This window comes from Sphingomonas sp. GW821-FHT04B01 (genome assembly GCF_059420425.1).
This window is the reverse complement of record NZ_JBWKTR010000001.1, coordinates 314,411-331,282: the sequence shown is the minus strand read 5'-3', so window position 1 is coordinate 331,282 and position 16,872 is coordinate 314,411. Positions and strand designations below refer to the sequence as shown.

At 69.7% G+C, this 16,872-nt stretch carries 17 protein-coding genes; 11 read left to right on the top strand and 6 right to left on the bottom strand.

Annotation, left to right across the window (positions count from 1 at the left end; all coding sequences use genetic code 11):
- Positions 1-57: 57 nt before the first annotated feature.
- The 4 genes from AC07UH_RS01665 to phbB all read left to right on the top strand — a co-directional run bounded on the left by AC07UH_RS01665 (position 58) and on the right by phbB (position 4,718).
- A complete protein-coding gene (locus tag AC07UH_RS01665; protein WP_495179550.1) occupies positions 58-423 on the top strand; it encodes a hypothetical protein in 366 nt (121 codons plus the stop codon).
- Between the two features lie 302 nt (positions 424-725).
- The gene (locus AC07UH_RS01660) at positions 726-2,915 is read left to right on the top strand and encodes a xanthine dehydrogenase family protein molybdopterin-binding subunit (RefSeq protein ID WP_495179551.1); all 2,190 of its coding nucleotides are present in this window, start codon (positions 726-728) and stop codon (positions 2,913-2,915) included.
- A 1-nt stretch (position 2,916) separates the two neighbouring features.
- Entirely contained in the window at positions 2,917-3,924 is a 1,008-nt protein-coding gene (gene hemH, locus AC07UH_RS01655) for a ferrochelatase (RefSeq protein ID WP_495179552.1), read from the top strand.
- 71 nt (positions 3,925-3,995) lie between these two features.
- Positions 3,996-4,718: an acetoacetyl-CoA reductase gene (gene phbB / locus AC07UH_RS01650; protein ID WP_137899255.1), complete on the top strand. Its 723-nt coding sequence runs from the start codon at positions 3,996-3,998 to the stop codon at positions 4,716-4,718.
- Positions 4,719-5,109: 391 nt separating this feature from the next.
- Here phbB and AC07UH_RS01645 read toward each other — a convergent pair whose 3' ends face one another.
- Positions 5,110-5,505, bottom strand: a complete 396-nt coding sequence (locus AC07UH_RS01645) for a glycine zipper 2TM domain-containing protein (RefSeq protein ID WP_495179553.1) — start codon at positions 5,503-5,505, stop codon at positions 5,110-5,112.
- A gap of 103 nt (positions 5,506-5,608) precedes the next feature.
- Here AC07UH_RS01645 and AC07UH_RS01640 point away from each other — a divergent pair, with 103 nt between their 5' ends.
- Positions 5,609-6,679 carry an esterase-like activity of phytase family protein gene (locus AC07UH_RS01640; RefSeq protein ID WP_495189849.1) on the top strand — a complete coding sequence of 357 codons (1,071 nt, stop codon included), beginning with the start codon at positions 5,609-5,611 and terminating at the stop codon, positions 6,677-6,679.
- A 77-nt stretch (positions 6,680-6,756) separates the two neighbouring features.
- On the opposite strand, the gene rpmB is transcribed toward AC07UH_RS01640, so the two are convergent.
- On the bottom strand, positions 6,757-7,062 hold the full coding sequence (rpmB, locus tag AC07UH_RS01635; RefSeq protein WP_038664329.1) for a 50S ribosomal protein L28: 306 nt from the start codon (positions 7,060-7,062) through the stop codon (positions 6,757-6,759).
- A 155-nt stretch (positions 7,063-7,217) separates the two neighbouring features.
- Here rpmB and AC07UH_RS01630 point away from each other — a divergent pair, with 155 nt between their 5' ends.
- Together AC07UH_RS01630 and AC07UH_RS01625 are read left to right on the top strand one after the other, a co-directional pair.
- On the top strand, positions 7,218-7,427 hold the full coding sequence (locus tag AC07UH_RS01630; protein ID WP_495179555.1) for a hypothetical protein: 210 nt from the start codon (positions 7,218-7,220) through the stop codon (positions 7,425-7,427).
- A gap of 58 nt (positions 7,428-7,485) precedes the next feature.
- Complete coding sequence (locus AC07UH_RS01625; protein ID WP_137899272.1) at positions 7,486-7,914, top strand: nucleoside deaminase; 429 nt, start codon at positions 7,486-7,488, stop codon at positions 7,912-7,914.
- A 322-nt stretch (positions 7,915-8,236) separates the two neighbouring features.
- Here AC07UH_RS01625 and AC07UH_RS01620 read toward each other — a convergent pair whose 3' ends face one another.
- Positions 8,237-8,908, bottom strand: a complete 672-nt coding sequence (locus AC07UH_RS01620) for a YiaD family glycine zipper/OmpA-like lipoprotein (protein WP_038664335.1) — start codon at positions 8,906-8,908, stop codon at positions 8,237-8,239.
- 151 nt (positions 8,909-9,059) lie between these two features.
- Here AC07UH_RS01620 and AC07UH_RS01615 point away from each other — a divergent pair, with 151 nt between their 5' ends.
- Together AC07UH_RS01615 and AC07UH_RS01610 are read left to right on the top strand one after the other, a co-directional pair.
- Positions 9,060-10,361, top strand: coding sequence for a hemolysin family protein (locus AC07UH_RS01615; protein ID WP_038664338.1), 1,302 nt, complete (start codon positions 9,060-9,062; stop codon positions 10,359-10,361).
- Positions 10,362-10,693: 332 nt separating this feature from the next.
- Positions 10,694-11,671, top strand: coding sequence for a phosphatase PAP2 family protein (locus tag AC07UH_RS01610; protein ID WP_495179556.1), 978 nt, complete (start codon positions 10,694-10,696; stop codon positions 11,669-11,671).
- Here the strand turns inward: AC07UH_RS01610 and ppc are convergent.
- From ppc to AC07UH_RS01595, 3 genes are all read right to left on the bottom strand, one after another.
- Entirely contained in the window at positions 11,654-14,338 is a 2,685-nt protein-coding gene (gene ppc / locus AC07UH_RS01605; RefSeq protein WP_495179557.1) for a phosphoenolpyruvate carboxylase, read from the bottom strand. The genes AC07UH_RS01610 and ppc overlap by 18 nt on opposite strands.
- Positions 14,339-14,616: 278 nt before the next feature.
- Positions 14,617-15,072, bottom strand: a complete 456-nt coding sequence (locus AC07UH_RS01600; protein ID WP_495179558.1) for an EF-hand domain-containing protein — start codon at positions 15,070-15,072, stop codon at positions 14,617-14,619.
- Between the two features lie 17 nt (positions 15,073-15,089).
- The gene (locus AC07UH_RS01595; protein ID WP_038664347.1) at positions 15,090-15,656 is read right to left on the bottom strand and encodes an HNH endonuclease; all 567 of its coding nucleotides are present in this window, start codon (positions 15,654-15,656) and stop codon (positions 15,090-15,092) included.
- A gap of 107 nt (positions 15,657-15,763) precedes the next feature.
- On the opposite strand from AC07UH_RS01595, the gene gluQRS reads away from it, so the two are divergent.
- On the top strand, positions 15,764-16,636 hold the full coding sequence (gene gluQRS / locus AC07UH_RS01590) for a tRNA glutamyl-Q(34) synthetase GluQRS (protein WP_495179559.1): 873 nt from the start codon (positions 15,764-15,766) through the stop codon (positions 16,634-16,636).
- 3 nt (positions 16,637-16,639) lie between these two features.
- The gene (locus AC07UH_RS01585; RefSeq protein WP_038664354.1) at positions 16,640-16,870 is read left to right on the top strand and encodes a twin transmembrane helix small protein; all 231 of its coding nucleotides are present in this window, start codon (positions 16,640-16,642) and stop codon (positions 16,868-16,870) included.
- The last annotated feature ends 2 nt before the right edge of the window (positions 16,871-16,872 follow it).

The following is a 16,872-nucleotide window of genomic DNA, read 5'->3' as shown; positions in this document are numbered from 1 at the left end:
AGCCCGCCGTCAGTTTGTTCGCGCTAATCGGCGGCATTCCCATTCGGAGTGCCGCCGATGTCGCGTAAAGCCTTGATCGCCCTTGCCGTTTCCCTTGTCGCCGCGGCGCCGGCCAGCGCCGCGATGAGCGTCGGCACCTTCCTCACCCGCGCCGCGCCGCTGCGCGAGAACCCCTTCACCGCACTGACCAACCCCGATTATCAGGTGCTCAAGGCGGAGGCCGATACCGCCACCCGCCAGCTCCGCGCCGACAGCGCCGCGCGCGTCGCCGCCGGCAAGAAACCGATCGCCTGCATGCCCGAAGGCGCCAAGATCGGCATCCTGCAGATGCTCGGCGGCCTCGACGCGCTGTCGCCGGCGGAGAAGAAGCTGCCGCTCAAGGAGGGATATGCGCGGGTGCTGGCGAAGACCTATCCGTGCTGAGGATGCGGAATGAGGCTCGCGCGCGGTGATGTGCCGTGGGGGCGGTCATTCCCATCGTCATGCCGCCCCTTCTATCGTCATCCCGACGAAAGTCGGGACCCATGGACACGCGGGCGGCGATGATGCGCGCTCCCCCCGGCGGCCCCGAAACCATGGGTCCCGACTTTCGTCGGGATGACGGTGGGGTGAGGCGTTGCTCGGGGAACCCGCGACGTCGCGCGGCCTTCCTCTAAGCCCGGATGTACCGACGCAGATCGCCCGCCGACCTTCCCACGCCCGGCAAGCCCCGATACAGCCGCAAGATGAGCCCCACCCGTCGCACGTTCCTGATCGGCGGTGGTGCCGGCGTCGGGCTGGTCGTCGCCTGGGGCATATGGCCGCGCCGCTACGCGCCCAATCTCGCCACCATCCCTGGCGAGACCGGCTTCGGCGCCTGGCTCAAGATCGGTGCCGACGGCCATGTCACCGTCGCGGTGCCGCAGCTCGAACACGGGCAAGGCGTCTATACCGCCCTCCCCCAGATCGTCGCCGACGAGCTCGGCGCCGACTGGCGCACCGTCGGGGTGGAGGCGGCGCCGATCAACCCGCTCTACGCCAACCCGCTCGCGCTCGACGATCTGTTCGAAGGCACGCTCGTCCACATACCCGCATCGGTCGAGATGACCGTCGCCCGCCGCGGCGCGCTGATCGTCACCGGCGGATCGACCTCGGTGCGGATGTTCGAGGACGATTGCCGCACCGCCGGTGCCGCCGCCCGCGCGTTGCTGTGCAAGGCGGCGGCGCGGCGCTGGGACGTCGCCTGGACCGATTGCGCGGCCGATGCCGGCTTCATCACGCACGGCGCGCAGCGCCTCCGCTTCGCCGACCTCGCCGCCGCCGCGGCCGCCGAGACCCTCCCCGACCCGTTGCCGATCGGCGTGCAGGGCGCGGGCAAGCTCGTCGGCCGTTCGCTGCCGCGGCTCGACGTCCCCGCCAAGGTCGACGGCTCCGCCGGCTTTGCCGGCGACATCCGCCTGCCCGACATGGTCCATGCCGCGATCCGTCAGGGGCCGATCGGCGACGCGCGGCTGATCGGCGTCGACCGCGCCGCCGCCGATCGCATCCGCGGCGTGCTGACGGTGGTCGAGACGCCGCTTTGGGTCGCCGCGATCGCCACCACCGGCTGGGCCGCGCAACGCGCGCTCGACGCGCTCGCGCCGCGCTTCGCCAGCAACGCGGCGCTTCCGGACAGCGCCGGCATCGCCCGCACGCTCGACGCCGCGCTCGCCAAGCCGGGCCAGCGCATCGCAGCGGTCGGCGACCTCGGCACGTTGCTCGACGGTGCCGGCGTCGTCACCGCGGACTATACCGCCGGCCTCGGCGTCCACGCCGCGCTGGAGACGACCAGCGCCACCGCCGCGTGGCGCGACGGTCGGCTCGAACTATGGCTGCCGACCGCGGCGCCCGCCGCCGCCCGCGCCGCCGCGGCAAAGGTCGCAGGGATCAGCGAAAGCGCGGTCGTCCTCCATCCGACGCTCGCCGGCGGCGGCTTCGGCGCGACGCTCGACCCGTTGGTCGCCGAACAGGCGGCGCTGCTCGCGATGCGGCTCAAGCGCCCGGTCAGCCTCGTCTGGTCGCGCGGCGAGGACAATGCGCACGACCGTTTCCGCCCGCCCGCGCACGCCCGGCTGCGCGCCCGCCTGTCGAGCAACGGCGCGATCGCGGCGTGGCACGCCGCGATCGCCGCGCCCGCCACCGGCCATGCGCTCGCCCGCCGGTTGCTGCCCGGCGCCGGCTGGGCGCTCAGCACGGGCGATCCCTATGCGGTCGCCGGCGCGCAGCCACCGTACCGCATCCCGGCGCTGCGGTTCGACCATCACCCCGCGGAGATCGGCGTCCCCACCGGTCATCTGCGCGGCGGTGCGCACGGCTATACCGCCTTCTTCACCGAAGCGTTCGTCGACGAACTCGCGCAGGTCGCCGGCACCGAGCCGCTCTCCTACCGGATCGGCATGCTCGGCGGCGACGCGCGGCTGGCGCGCTGCCTCACCACGGTGGCGGCGCTGGGTGGCTGGTCGGGCGGCGCGGCGGGATCGGGCCAGGGCATCGCCTGCCACAGCTTTCGCGGCAGCCATATTGCGGTGCTCGCCGAGGCGGAGCTGGCGAACGGCCGCCCGCGCGTCGCCCGACTCGTCGCCGCGGTCGATTGCGGGCGGACGATCAACCCCGATTTGGTGCTGCAACAGATCGAGGGCGGGCTGATCTTCGGCCTCGCGCATGCGCTCGGCGCCACGACGGGGATCACCGCGGGGCGCAGCGACGTGCGCGGGCTCGCCGGCCTCGCACTGCCGCGGCTCGCCGACACGCCCGACATCGTCGTCGAGATCGTCCGTTCGGACGAGCCGCCCGGCGGGGTCGGCGAACTCGGCGTCCCCGCGGTCGCGCCGGCGATCGCCAACGCACTGCATGCCGCAACCGGTATCCGCCTGCGTCACCTGCCGCTAAGGCGGTAAGATGTTGATCCCCGCCGACCATCCGCCGATCCCCACCCGCAAGATCGGCGTGCTGCTGACCAACCTCGGCACCCCCGACGGCCCCGACGCCAAATCGGTCAAACGCTATCTCGGCGAATTCCTCTCCGACAAGCGCGTCGTCGAGATCCCGGCGATCGCGTGGCAGCCGATCCTGCGCGGCATCATCCTCAACACCCGCCCGAAGAAGTCGGCGCACGCCTATGGCCTGGTGTGGAGCGAGGAGGGCTCGCCGCTCGCCGCGATCACCCGCCGGCAATCGCAGGCCTTGCAGGGCGCGTTCGGCGAGGGCGTCATGGTCGATTATGCGATGCGCTACGGCAATCCGGCGATCGCCGACCGGCTGACCGCGCTCAAGGACGCGGGCTGCGAGCGCATCCTGATCGCACCGCTCTATCCGCAATATTGCGCCGCGACGACCGCGACCGCCAACGACAAGGCGTTCGCCGCGCTCGCCGGCATGCGCTGGCAGCCGGCGATCCGCACCTTGCCGCCCTATCACGACGATCCTGCCTATATCGCCGCGCTCAGGACGCAGGTCGAGATGCAGATCGCGACGCTCGATTTCGTCCCCGATGCGGTGATCGCCAGCTTCCACGGCATGCCGAAGCGGACGCTCCAGCTCGGCGACCCCTATCATTGCCACTGCCAGAAGACCGCGCGGCTGCTCGGCGAGGCGATGGGGCGCGAGCTGGTCGTCGCTTTCCAGTCGCGATTCGGCCCGGCCAAATGGCTCGGCCCGGCGACCGACGAGACGCTCGAGGCGCTGCCCGCCAAGGGCGTCCGCAAGGTCGCGGTGATCGCGCCGGGCTTCTCCGCCGACTGCCTGGAGACGCTGGAGGAACTGGCGATCCGCGGCCGCGAGAGCTTCATGACCGCGGGCGGCACCGATTTCGCCTATCTGCCCTGTCTCAACGACGGCGCGCCGGGAATGGCGATGCTGCGCACGCTGATCGCGCGCGAGCTCGCCGGCTGGATCGCCGAAACGTAAAATTACGCTACGGCCATTGCCAGTTCGGCGGCCTCTGCCTAGCCTCGGGTTAAGCATAAGGAGAGGTACGGATGGCCAGGGTAGCGATCGTCACGGGTGGTACGCGTGGCATCGGCGAGGCGATCAGCCTCGCCTTGCAGGAAGCGGGCGTCACCGTCGCCGCCAATTACGCCGGCAACGACGAACGCGCCCGCGCCTTCACCGAGCGGACCGGCATCCGCGCGTTCAAATGGGACGTCGCCGACTTTGACGCCTGCCAGCAGGGCTGCGCGCAGGTCGCCGCCGAGCTCGGCCCGGTCGACATCGTCGTCAACAATGCCGGCATCACTCGCGACGGCACGATCCTGAAGCTGACCTACGATGCGTGGAAAGAGGTGATCGACACCAATCTCGGCGGCTGTTTCAACATGGCGAAAGCGGTGTTCCCCGGCATGCGCGAACGCAAATGGGGGCGGATCGTCAACATCGGCTCGATCAACGGCCAGGCCGGCCAATATGGCCAGGTCAATTACGCCGCGGCGAAATCGGGCATCCACGGCTTCACCAAGGCGCTGGCGCAGGAAGGCGCGCGCGTCGGCGTGACGGTCAATGCGATCGCGCCGGGCTATATCGACACCGACATGGTCGCCGCGGTCCCCGGCGACGTGCTGGAGAAGATCGTCGCCAAGATCCCGGTCGGCCGCCTCGGCCAGGCAAGCGAGATCGCGCGCGGCGTGGCCTTCCTGTGCTCGGACGAAGCCGGCTTCGTGACCGGATCGACGCTGAGCATCAACGGCGGCCAGCATATGTATTGACGCGCGAAGGCGCATAGCCGGCGGCTAGGCGCCGGTGCGCGCAGCGCATCGTGCGTCACGGCCGGCGGGTCGGCCAAGGCCGAACCCGTCCGACGACGGCTTTGCCGGCGTCCTGATTGGCCCCATGGCGTAACCACGCCCGTGCTCCCGCGAAAGCGGGAGCCCAGGAGTCGCGTACGCCATCAGATGTTGCTTTGCTTGGCCCTGGGTTCCCGCCTCCGCGGGAACACATGCAGGGTTTGACAAGGGCCGGGGCACGTCGCGCGTGACCGAATAACCCGGGACGGCCCCAAGCCTCGCCCTCGCCATCCCCAAACGACACGAAGCCCGGTCGCCATACGGCAACCGGGCTCCACCCCTCGAAACGCTACGCGAGGGCAAGCACTGCCGCTTAGCGGCAGTAACCGGGGCGATCCGAGCGTTCGACCGCGCGGCCGGCGAGCGCGCCCGCACCGGCGCCGAGCACCGTGCCGAGCGCACGGTCGCCGCGGGTGTCGATCGTGCGGCCGAGCAGGCCGCCGGCGATCGCGCCGACGATCGTGCCGGTGGTGCCGCTGTTGCAGCGCTGGCCGCCGCGATAGCCGCGATCGCCGTAATAGCCGCGACCGCCGCGATAGACGCGGTCGTCACGATAGCCGCGGTCATAGCCGCGGTCGTAGCCGCGCTGCTCGTAGCCACGGTCGTAGCCGCCGTAATAGCCGCGCTGCGCGGCGGCGGGGGTCGCGGGAACGAGGGCGGCGGCGGTCATCGCGAGGGCGGCGCCGGCGAGGCTCAGGGTCTTCATCATGGGTCTTCTCCCGAAAATCTGTCCAACTCGGCGGCGGCCCGGTGGGGGACCTTTCCGTCGTCGATGCACATCATTTGCCCGATTCGCGTTGAGCGGACCCTGAATGCCTCCGTTATCGTGCGTTCAGGCTATCGCCGCCGCGCCCGCCGCTTATGGAGGCGCGATGCGCGTCCTGTTCGTCGTCCTCGCCGTCCTGCTGATCGTCCCCGGCTGGACCGGGGAGGAGCGGCTGGCGCTGCTCGGCGACCGGCCGCAGCTGATCGCCACGCCGGTCGCGCTCGACCCGCACGATCCGCAGCGCCGGCGGCTGGGCTCGCTCACCTATCTCGGCGGGGTCGCGCTGCGCAGCCTCGATCCCGCCTTCGGTGGCTATTCGTCGCTGAGCGTGGTGCCGCAGGCCGACGGCGACCGCTTCACGCTGCTGAGCGACGGCGGCAACGCCGTCGCCTTCACGATGGGTGCCGACTGGGCGCCGCGCGCCTTGCGCTTCCGCAACCTGCCCGGCGGCCCCGGCATCGGCTGGGAGAAGCGCGACCGCGACAGCGAATCGATGGCGCGCGATCCGAAGACGGGGGCGATCTGGGTCGGTTTCGAACGCGCGAACGCGATCTGGCGCTATTCGCCCGGCTTCGCGCGGGCACAGGCGCAGCGCGCGCCGCGGGAGATGGCGGGCTGGCCCGACAACGGCGGCCCCGAATCCCTCGCCCGTATGCCCGACGGGCGATTCGTCACGATCAGCGAAATGCGGCACGTCCCCCGCTCGCGCTGGCACGGCCCCGAGGCGGCACGGCTCGCCAGCCGCGACGCGCTGATCTTTCCGGGCGATCCGATCGTCACCCGGCCGCATCGCTTCGCCTATCTCGGCTACGGCCGCTTCGATCCCGCCGACGCGACGGCCTTGCCCAACGGCGATCTGCTGGTGCTCGATCGCGCCTTCCGCCTGCCCTATCGGTTCAGCAACCGATTGTCGCTGGTGCCCGCCGCGGCGATCCGGCCGGGGGCGGTGGTGCGCGGCAGGCTGCTGGCGACGCTCGACGCGCCATTGATCCACGACAATTTCGAAGGCGTCGCGACGACGGTGGAACGGGGCCGCACGATCGTCTGGCTGGTCTCGGACGACAATCAGTCGGTGCTGCAACGCACCCTGCTGCTCAAATTCCGGCTGGAGCGCTGAGCCGCACGCAACGGCGAAAACCCGCCGCTCCCGGGGAGCGGCGGGTTTCGAACCACGGCAATCGCGACGCGAAACGCTTAGGCGGCTTCCGCCGTCGACGTCGTCGCGAGCTTCTTGACGATCTCGCGCTTCAGGCGGCGGCAACGCAGCGAGAGCTTGTCCTCGCTGGTCTTGACCAGCCAATTGTCGAGGCCGCCGTTATGCTCGACCGAGCGCAGGCCGTGCGTCGAAACGCGCAGGCGGACGCCCTTTTCGAGCGAATCGGAGATCAGCGTGACGTTCTGCAGGTTGGGCAGGAACGTACGCTTGGTCTTGTTGTTGGCGTGGGAAACGTTGTTGCCCACCTGCCGGCCCTTGCCGGTCAGCTCGCAAATGCGCGACATGGTTTTTGATCCTGAATTCGGTTGCCCGGAAAGTCGGCGCCACTAGCGGCAATCGGCTCCCTCGTCAACCAGTGCCGTCCACCGGCGGCGATGCAACGGAGTCGCCGCACCGGCGTTGTTACGCCATCGTAAAGGTCGTCGGTAGGGGAAATTGCATGCGCACGTTGCTGGTACTGCTCGGGATCGTCGCGCTGGTCGTGGTCACGGCGATGCAGTTCGGCCTGGTCAGCATCGATCAGACGCATCCTGCCGTCGTCCAGGCGCCGCAGTTCAAGGCGGACGTCGCCCGCGTCAGCGTCGGCACCGAGAACAAGACGGTCGCCGTTCCCACGGTCAACGTCGAAAAGCCCGCCAACGCGCAATAGGCTTTACCCGGTCGACCGGGACCGGCAGGGCGCGGCGATGTTCCCGCTGCCGATCCCGATGCGCCGCGCGCTCGACGCCGCGGCGGAGGCGGCGCTGGCCGGCGAGGTGCCGGTTGGCGCCGCGCTGGTCTGGCGCGGCGAGATCGTCGCGGTTGCCGCCAATGCGCCGCGCGCCCTGTGCGACCCCACTGCCCATGCCGAGATGCGCGTCATCCGCGCCGCCGCCGCCGCACTCGGCCGCGACCGGCTGGAGGACGCCGAACTCTGGGTGACGCTGGAGCCTTGCGCGATGTGCGCCGGCGCGATCGCACATGCCCGGATCGCGCGGCTCTATTATGGCGCGAGCGACCCCAAGGGGGGGGCGGTGGAGCATGGGCCGCTGCTGTTCGCCCAGCCGACGCTGCATCACCGGCCGGAGGTCTATGGCGGGATCGGCGAGGGCGAGGCGGCCGACCTGCTGCGGACGTTCTTCCGATCGCGGCGATAGGGGCGCGACGGCGGGGGGAAGTTGGTTCGCGCGGAGGCGCGGAGGGGCTGAGAAAGTAAGTCGAGGATACCCACCCGATCTCGTCATCCCGGCGAACGCCGGGACCCATGGTCACGGTGCTGCCGAGGTCTTGCGCACCATCGCCACCATCGTATCCATGGGTCCCGACTTTCGTCGGGATGACGGTCCGGGCGGGTGCCCGCCCGCCATGAACGCGACCCCCCCGCGCCTCCGCGCCTCCGCGCCTCCGCACGAGAACCTTCTTCGCGATCTCGCGCTAATCAAAGCGCCGCCCCGGCCCGGACCGAAGCAGCACTCCGGATCAGCGCAGGTCGTTCTGCGAGATCGGCACGATCTTCACCTCGACGCGGCGATTCGCCGCCCGCCCGGCATCGGTGTCGTTCGACGCGATCGGCTGCGTCTCGCCGAAGCCGCGCGTGCCGATTCGCGCCGGCTGCACGCCGCGGCTCGCGAGATAATCCGCCACCGAGGTCGCGCGCCGTTCCGACAGCGTCTGGTTATAGGAATCCGAACCGGTCGAATCGGTATGGCCGTACACGTCGATATAGGTCTGGTTGTATTGCGCGAGCGTCTCGGCGACCTGATCGAGCGTGCGGCGGAACTGCGGCTGCACGTCGGCGCTGTTGTAGGCGAAGGTGATCCCCGACGGGATGTTGAGCACCAGATTGTCGCCCTCGCGCGTCACCTGCACGTCGGTGCCGGCGGTGCGGGCGCGCAGGTCGCGCTCCTGCTTGTCCATATACGCGCCGATCCCGGCACCGGCGAGGCCGCCGATCCCTGCGCCGAGGATCTTCTCGGTCCGGTCGCGCCGCCCGCCGACGAGGTCGCCAAGCAGATAGCCGCCCAGCGCGCCGCCGATGCCGCCGATCGCGGTCTTCGAGATGCGGCGCTCGCCGGTCTCGGGATCGGTGGTGCAGGCGCTGGTGGTGACCAGCGCGGCGAGCGCCGCGGCGGCGAGGAACTTCGACTTCATGACAACCCTTTCACGTTCGTTCCCGGCTAAACTCGGGTCCGTTATGGCTTGTTCCGCTAGCGATCTGAACCGCGGCTGACACGCATAATCACGTCATCGCGATACAGACAGTTGTCGCCGCGCGCGTTGTGCGGCAAAGACACGTCCGCCGATGGCACCGCTTCCGCCCTTCCCCTGGATCGACGTCGTGATCATCCTCGCATTGGTCGCGCTCAACGGCGTGTTCGCGATGAGCGAGCTGGCGATCGTCTCGTCGCGCAAGGCGCGGCTGGAGGCGATGGCGCGCTCGGGGCGCAAGGGGCCCGCCGCCGCGCTCAAGCTCGCCGCCGATCCCGGCAAGTTCCTGTCCTCGGTGCAGATCGGCATCACGCTGATCGGCATCCTCGCGGGTGCCTATTCGGGCTCCAGCCTCGGCGGGCCGACCGCGGCGCGGCTGCAGGCGCTCGGCCTGTCGGCGGAAACCGCCCAGACCGCGGGCTTCGCATTGGTCATCGGCCTGACCACCTACGCCTCGCTGATCATCGGCGAGCTTGTCCCCAAGCAATTCGCGCTGCGCAAGCCCGAGACGGTGGCGTCGCTGGTCGCGCTGCCGATGCGCTATATCGCGGTGGTCTGCGCGCCGCTCGTCTGGCTGCTCGATTCGTCGAGTGCGCTGGTCTTCCGCGTCCTCGGCCTCAATCGCGAATCGGAGGATCAGGTGACGGCCGAGGAGCTGCACCTGATCGTCGCCGAAGCCTCCAAGTCGGGCGTGATCGAGGAGCATGAGCGCACGATCATCTCGGGCGTCGTCCGCCTCGCCGACCGGCCGGTGCGCGAGGTGATGACGCCGCGCACCGAGGTCGACTGGCTCGACTGCAACCTCGGGCCGGAGGGGATCCGCGACACGCTGCTGGCGACGCCGCACACGCGCCTGCCGGTCGCCGACGGCTCGGTCGATGCGGTGATCGGCGTCGTCCAGGCGCGCGACATCGCCGCGGCGCTGTTCCGCGGGCAGGCGCTCGACCTGCGCAAGCTGATGCGCAAGGCGCCGGTGGTGATCGACCGGATCGATGCGATGGACGCGCTGATCGCGCTGCGTCAGGCCGAGGTGCCGATGGCGCTGATCCACGACGAATACGGGCATTTCGAGGGGATCGTCACCCCCGCCGACCTGCTCGCGGCGATCGCCGGCGAATTCGCCAGCGACGCCGATCCCGACGATGCGCCCTCGGTCGTCGTACGCGACGACGGCTCGCTGCTCGTTGCGGGCACGATGGCGGCGGATGCGCTCGCCGAACGGCTTGGCATCGATCTGCCCGAGGATCGCGATTATGCCACCGTCGCGGGGCTCGCGCTCGCCGCCTTCCGCCACCTGCCCGGCGAGGGCGAGAGCTTCGAGGAACAGGGCTGGCGGTTCGAGGTGGTCGACCTCGACGGCCGGCGGATCGACAAGTTGCTCGTCAGCGAGGCCTGACGGCGGGCCTGCCTTTCGTCATCCCGACGAAAGTCGGGACCCATGGATGCGCTGGTGGACAGGTGAGCACGCGACCTTGACGCGCATCGCGACCATGGGTCCCGGCCTTCGCCGGGATGACGATGGGAGTAGGGACCGAGCGAGCCACGCGCGCCCCTCGCGGCTTCGCGTGGATCAATCCTGCGACACCCCGAGGAAAGTTTCCCCGCACCGCAGCCTCTTCGCACGAATCCACCCGCTCACCGCGACCGACATGCAAAGGACGCATTCAATTCATCGCCACTTCAGCTAATCGGGACGACGAGCATCGTCCGAACGACCAAGGCAGTTGAATGCTATCGCAGCGCGTCCACGCGGCCCGTCCCGCCTTCTCTCCGAATATCGCCAACCGCGCCGCCGCCGACACGCCCGGCTTCTCGCGTCCGACGATCGTCGCCGCGTTGCTCGCCGGCCTGATCGCCACCGCCTGGCTGCTCCACCGCGCCGAGCTCAGCGTCGCAGTGTGGAGCCGCAGCAACCTGCCGTTCGTGCTCGCCGCGGTCTGCGTCGCCGCGCTGCGCAGCCATGTCCTACCGCGCGGCTGGCGTCATGCCGCGGCGCTGCGCGACGGGGCGGGCTATTATGCGGTGTTCACGCTGATCGCGCTGACCGGCGCGGTGGCGAGCTATCCGCTCGCCGCGCTGACCCACGGCTATGCTGATCAGACGCTGCAACGGATCGACACCGCGCTCGGCTTCGACTGGCTCGCCTGGTACCGGACGGTGGCCGATCATCGCCCGCTGCAGATCCTCGGCATCGCCTGTTACGAAAGCATCTATCTCACCCCCGCGATCCTGCTCGGCTGGTTCGCCCGGACCGGCCAGCGGCGCGAGGCGCATCGCTTCCTCGCCGGCTTCTGGCTGGCCGCGGTGCTGACGCTGGCGCTGTTCACGCTGATGCCGGCGATCGGGCCGCTCTCCTATCTGTGGCGCGGCGCGGTGCCCTATATGCCGGTCAGCGAGACCTGGCAGTCGAACCTCATCCCGGCGCTGCGTGCGCATACCATCCACGCCGTCGATCTCGGCGCGCTGCGCGGGCTCGTCTCGGCGCCGAGTTTCCACGCCGCCGCCGGCACGCTCTACCTGCGCACGATCTGGCGGACGCCGCCGCTGCGCCGCTGGCTGACGTGGCTGGTCGCGGCGATGCTGCTCGCCACCCCGGTCGAGGGGACGCATTACCTCATCGACATGATCATCGGCGCCGCCGTCGCGATGCTGGCGATGGAAATCGTCGACCTGCTGCTCGCGCGCCGCCTAGCCGCTGTTGCGTAGCGCCGTCGCGACCGCGTTGATCGACAGCAGGATGCCCTCGCCGATGCGCGGATCGTCCTCGCCGGCGCGGTGGCGCTTCATCAGCTCGATCTGGAGCAGGTTGAGCGGCTCGATATAGGGCAGCCGCAGCCGGATCGACGCATCGAGCGCCGGATGCTTCTCAAGCAACCGCGTCTGCCCGGTCACCTCGAGCAAGCCGTCGTGCGTCTGGTGCCAGGCATCGCGGATGCGGCCGAAGATGCCGCTGCGCAGCGCCTCGTCCTCGACCAGCTCGGCATAATGGCCGGCGATGGCGATGTCCGATTTGGCCAGCACCATCTCCATATTGGCGAGCGTCGAGGCGAACAGCGGCCAGCCCTGCGCCATCTCCCTGAGCAGCCCCTTGTCCGCGAAGCCGGCGATCGCCTGCCCGACGCCATACCAGCCCGGCAGCATCACGCGCGCCTGCGCCCAGCTGAACACCCAGGGGATGGCGCGCAGATCCTCGATCGCGTCGCTCTTCTTGCGGCTCGCCGGGCGGCTGCCGATCTTGAGCCCGGCGATCTCGCCGATCGGCGTCATCTGGCGGAAGAAGGTGCGGAAGCCTTCAGTGCCGTAGACGAGGTCGCGATAGGCGTGGAAGGCGGTGTCCGACAGCGCGTCCATCGCCGCGCAGAAATCGTCGTTCTCCGCATTGGACAAGCGCTCGGGTTCGAGGCTGGCGAGCAAGGTCGCCGCGGCGATCGCCTCCAGATTGGTCATCGCGCTGTCGCGGGTGCCGTATTTGGCGGCGATCACCTCGCCCTGTTCGGTGATGCGGATACGCCCCTGCACCGTCCCCGACGGTTGCGCGCGGATCGCCGCGAACGCCGAGCCGCCGCCGCGCCCGACCGCACCGCCGCGGCCGTGGAACAGCTGCATGCCGACCCCCGCCGCCTCGAACACCGGCTTCAGCGCGGTCGACGCCTTGGACAATTGCCAGGTCGAGGTGAGATAGCCGCCGTCCTTGTTGCTATCCGAATAGCCGATCATCACTTCCTGATGGCCGCGCTTCGCTGCGATTGCGGCGATCTCGGGCAGCGCGAACCAGTCGGTCATGATCCCCGGCGCCGCCTCCAGATCGCCGACCGTCTCGAACAGCGGCACCGCCATCACCGCCGCGGTCGGTGCGTCGCCGGGCCGGTAGAGGCCGACCTCCTTGAGCAGCAGGTTGATCTCGAGCAGGTCGGACACCGACTGCGCCATCGAGACGATGTAATTGGTGATGCACGCCGGACCGTATTTCGCATGCGCCTCGGCGGCGGCCTGGACGATCGCCAGTTCGGACGTCGTCTCCTCCGAATAGGTCATGAAGCGGCTGGCGAGCGGCCGCGCATTGGCGAGTTCGCGGCGCAGCAACGCGACCCGCGCCGCTTCGTCGAGCGCGAGATAGTCCGCTTCGACGCCGGCGGTCTTGAGCAATTCGGCGACGACGCGTTCGTGCACCGCGCTGTTCTGGCGCAGGTCGAGCGTCGCGAGATGGAAGCCGAACGTCTCGACCGCGCGGATGAGCCGGCCGAGCGCGCCGCCGGTCTTGAGCGCTCCGGCTGTCGACAGGCCGTGCGCGATCGCGACGAGATCGGCGCGGAACGCCTGCGGGTCGGGATAGGGTTCGCCGTGGAGATGGCCGGGGCGGGGCGCCGGCTTGCCGGTCAGCGCCTGATGCGTCGCGGCGAGCCGTGCGTAGATGCCGGACAGCGCACGGCGATACGGTTCGTCCGCGCGGCTTTGCGCGGTATCGCCGCTCGCCTCGGCCAGCGCCTCGACCGCGGCATCGACGGGGACGTGCTCGGTCGAGATCGACAGTTCGGCGCCGAGGGCATGCACCCCCTCCAGATAGAAGCCGAGCACCGCCTCGCAGGCGCGGCCCAGAGCGGTCCGCAGCGAATCGGCGGTGACGAAGGGATTGCCGTCGCGGTCGCCGCCGATCCAGCTCCCCGGCCTGACGAAGCTCGGCACCCGCTCCCCGAATGCGCGGTCCCAGCGCTGGTAGAGCGCGGGCAGCGCCGGCAGGAACACGTCGCGCATGTAGGACAGCGCCGTCTCGACCTCGTCGGTGACGTAGAGCCGCTCGCGGCGCAGCACGCGCGTCTGCCACAGCAAGGCGATCTGGCGGGTGATCGCATCGTCGACGCGGTCGCCGTCGGGCGTCTCGTCGCGGCCCATGTCCTTGAGCGCCATCAATTGCGCGATGCGGTTGCGATGGTCGATCATGCTCTTGCGCCGCACCTCGGTGGGATGCGCGGTGAGCACCGGGACGATCAGCGCATGGGCGAGCAATTGCTGCACCTGGTCGCGGCCGATCCCCTCGCCTGCCAGCTTGGCGAGCGCGGCGGCGACGTCGGTGCCCTGTTCGGCGGCGATCCCCTGCCGGTCCTCGGCGAGATTGGCGAGCATCGAGAACAGCATGAAGCCGCGGACGAAATCGAGCGTCTCGTCGAGGCCGAGGTTCTGGAGCTGCTGGTGGACGCTGTCGCTGCTGCCGGTGCCGCGATGCCGCTCGACCGAGGCGCGGCGGATCGCCTCGGTCGCCTCGAACAGCGCCTCGCCGCCATAAGCGCGGATGACGTCGCCGAGCTGCGCGCCGAGGAAGCGGACGTCGGGATTGTTGGCGATCGGCGGAAGCGAAGCGGGGTCGAGCGTGGCCATGGCCCGATGCTGCGCTGCGGCGGGAGTCGGGTCAACCGGTCATGGCGTTGGAGACGCGGGAAATCGCGGCGTGCTCCCGATTCGATTCTTCAGAAAGAAGAATGGTTCGCGCGAAGACGCGAAGACGCGAAGGTGTCGCGCTTGCCGCGGTCGCGGCCCGTCACATCAAGCCATTGCAATCACAGGGCCACGCCCGCCCCAGCCGGAACACCTTCGCCTCTTCGCGCGAACAAAATCTTCAGAATGCCGCCCCGCGTCAGGTCCCCACGGACAAAGGCTTACCGCGTGCTATTGCCCAGCGGATCGCCCGGCACCGGCGGTGTCGGCCGCGTCGCGGGCTCGCGGCCTGCATCGCGCGCCGCGCGCCATTCCTTTTCCTCTTCCGAGGTGACGGTGCCGTCGTGGTTGAGATCCATCTGGTCGAAGCGCTTGAGCGTGCCCTCGTCCCACTCGATCAGGCTGATGACGCCGTCGGCGTTGCGGTCGAGGCTCATCAGGCGGCTGTTCTGGCGGGGCAGTTCGGTCTTGTCGAGCCGATCGTCGGCATTGCGGTCGAGCGTGCGGAAGCGGCGCTCCATCGTGCTGGTGAAATCGACGCGGCTGGTCACCGCCGGTGGCACGAAGCCCGCGGCGTTCGCGTCCGCCTCCGCCACCTTGTCCTCGCGCGGGCCGCATCCGGCCAACGTACCCGCCGCGACAAGCGCCGCCGCCGCGATGATGATCCCCGTCCGCAAACCCGGTCTCCGTATCGTTACGCTTCCAGCTCAACGTCCCAGTAGAGCCAGTCGTGCCACGTGTCGTGGAGATAGTTGGGCGGAAAGGCGCGGCCATGTTCCTGCAGATGCCAGTTGGTCGGCCGGATCGGCTCGACGTACAGCGGCATATGCGCCTGTTTCGGCGTCCGCCCGCCCTTCTTGAGGTTGCACGGCGCGCAGGCGGTGACGACATTCTCCCACGTCGTCCGCCCGCCTTGCGCGCGCGGCACGACATGGTCGAAGGTCAGGTCGCGCCCGACGCCGCAATATTGGCAGGCGAAACGGTCGCGCAGGAACAGGTTGAAGCGGGTGAACGCCGGAAACGCCGAAGGACGCACATATTGTTTGAGCGCGATCACCGAGGGCAGCTTGATCTCCGCCGTCGGGCTGCGCACCGAGCGTTCGTAATGCGCGACGATGTCGACGCGATCGAGGAACACCGCCTTGATCGCGGTCTGCCACGGCCAGACGCTCAAGGGATAATAGGACAGTGGCGTGTAATCGGCGTTGAGCACCAGCGCCGGACAATTGTCGGGGTGACGGATCAGATCGGGATGAAACACGGCTCCTCCCACGGATTACCCGCGGGCCATGTCGCCCACGAGAGTGACGCTGGTATGACAGCACGCCGCATCGATGCCGGTCAAGCCTTCTGCGGCGGGACGCGCGCGTGAGCCGCGTCGTCACCCGCTTCGCGCCGAGCCCGACCGGACGACTGCATCTCGGCCATGCCTTTGCGGCGCTGCAGGCGCACGATCATGCGCGTGCGGCAGGTGGCGGTTTCCTGCTGCGCATCGAGGATATCGACGGCACGCGCAGCCGCGAGGGCTTCGTCGCCGGGATCGCAGAGGATCTGGCGTGGCTCGGCCTGACGTGGGACGGGCCGGTGCTGCGCCAGTCGACGCGGCTCGCCACCTATGACGCGGCGCTGGCCGGGCTGCGCGACAATGGCCTGCTCTACCCGTGTTTCTGCACCCGCGCCGATATCGCGGCGAGCGCCTCGGCACCGCATCACGGGCCGGACGGGCTCGTCTATCCCGGCACCTGCCGCCATCTGCCCGCGGGCGAGGCGGCGGCGCGGATCGCCGCGGGCGCACCGCATGCGTGGCGGCTGGTGACGGACCGCGCCGCGGCGCTCGCCGGCCCGCTCGACTGGAGCGACGCGCTTGCCGGGCCGCAGCACGCCGACCCGGCGGCGTTCGGCGATGTCGTCCTCGCCCGCAAGGACGCCCCCGCCAGCTATCACCTCGCGGTGACGATCGACGACGCCGCGCAGGGGATCACCGACGTGGTGCGCGGCCGCGACCTGATGCGCGCCACCGACATCCACCGCTTGTTGCAGGCGCTGCTCGGCCTGCCGACGCCGCGCTATCGCCATCATCCGCTGCTGCTCGGCCCCGACGGCACCCGCCTCGCCAAGCGCAACGGCGCCCCCGCGCTCGCCGATCTGCGCGCCGCGGGCGAGGATGGTGAGGCGCTGGCCGCCGCCCTGCGCGCCGGCCGGCTTCCCATTGGCTTTGCCGTCGCAAGCGCTTACCTATAGCGCATGAACACCTTTCTCGTCCTCCTGCTGATCGCGGCGATGCTGGCGACGGTGGTCGCATTGGTCCGGGGCGTCATCGCCTTCCTCCAGGAATCGCACGCGCAGGTCCGCGACGGCCAGGGGCCGTCCGCCGCCTCGCTCAAATCGAACAAGATGATGCAGATGCGCATCTTCTTTCAGGCGATCGCGATCCTGATCGTCGTGCTGATCCTGTTCCTCGCCGGACGCACCTGAGC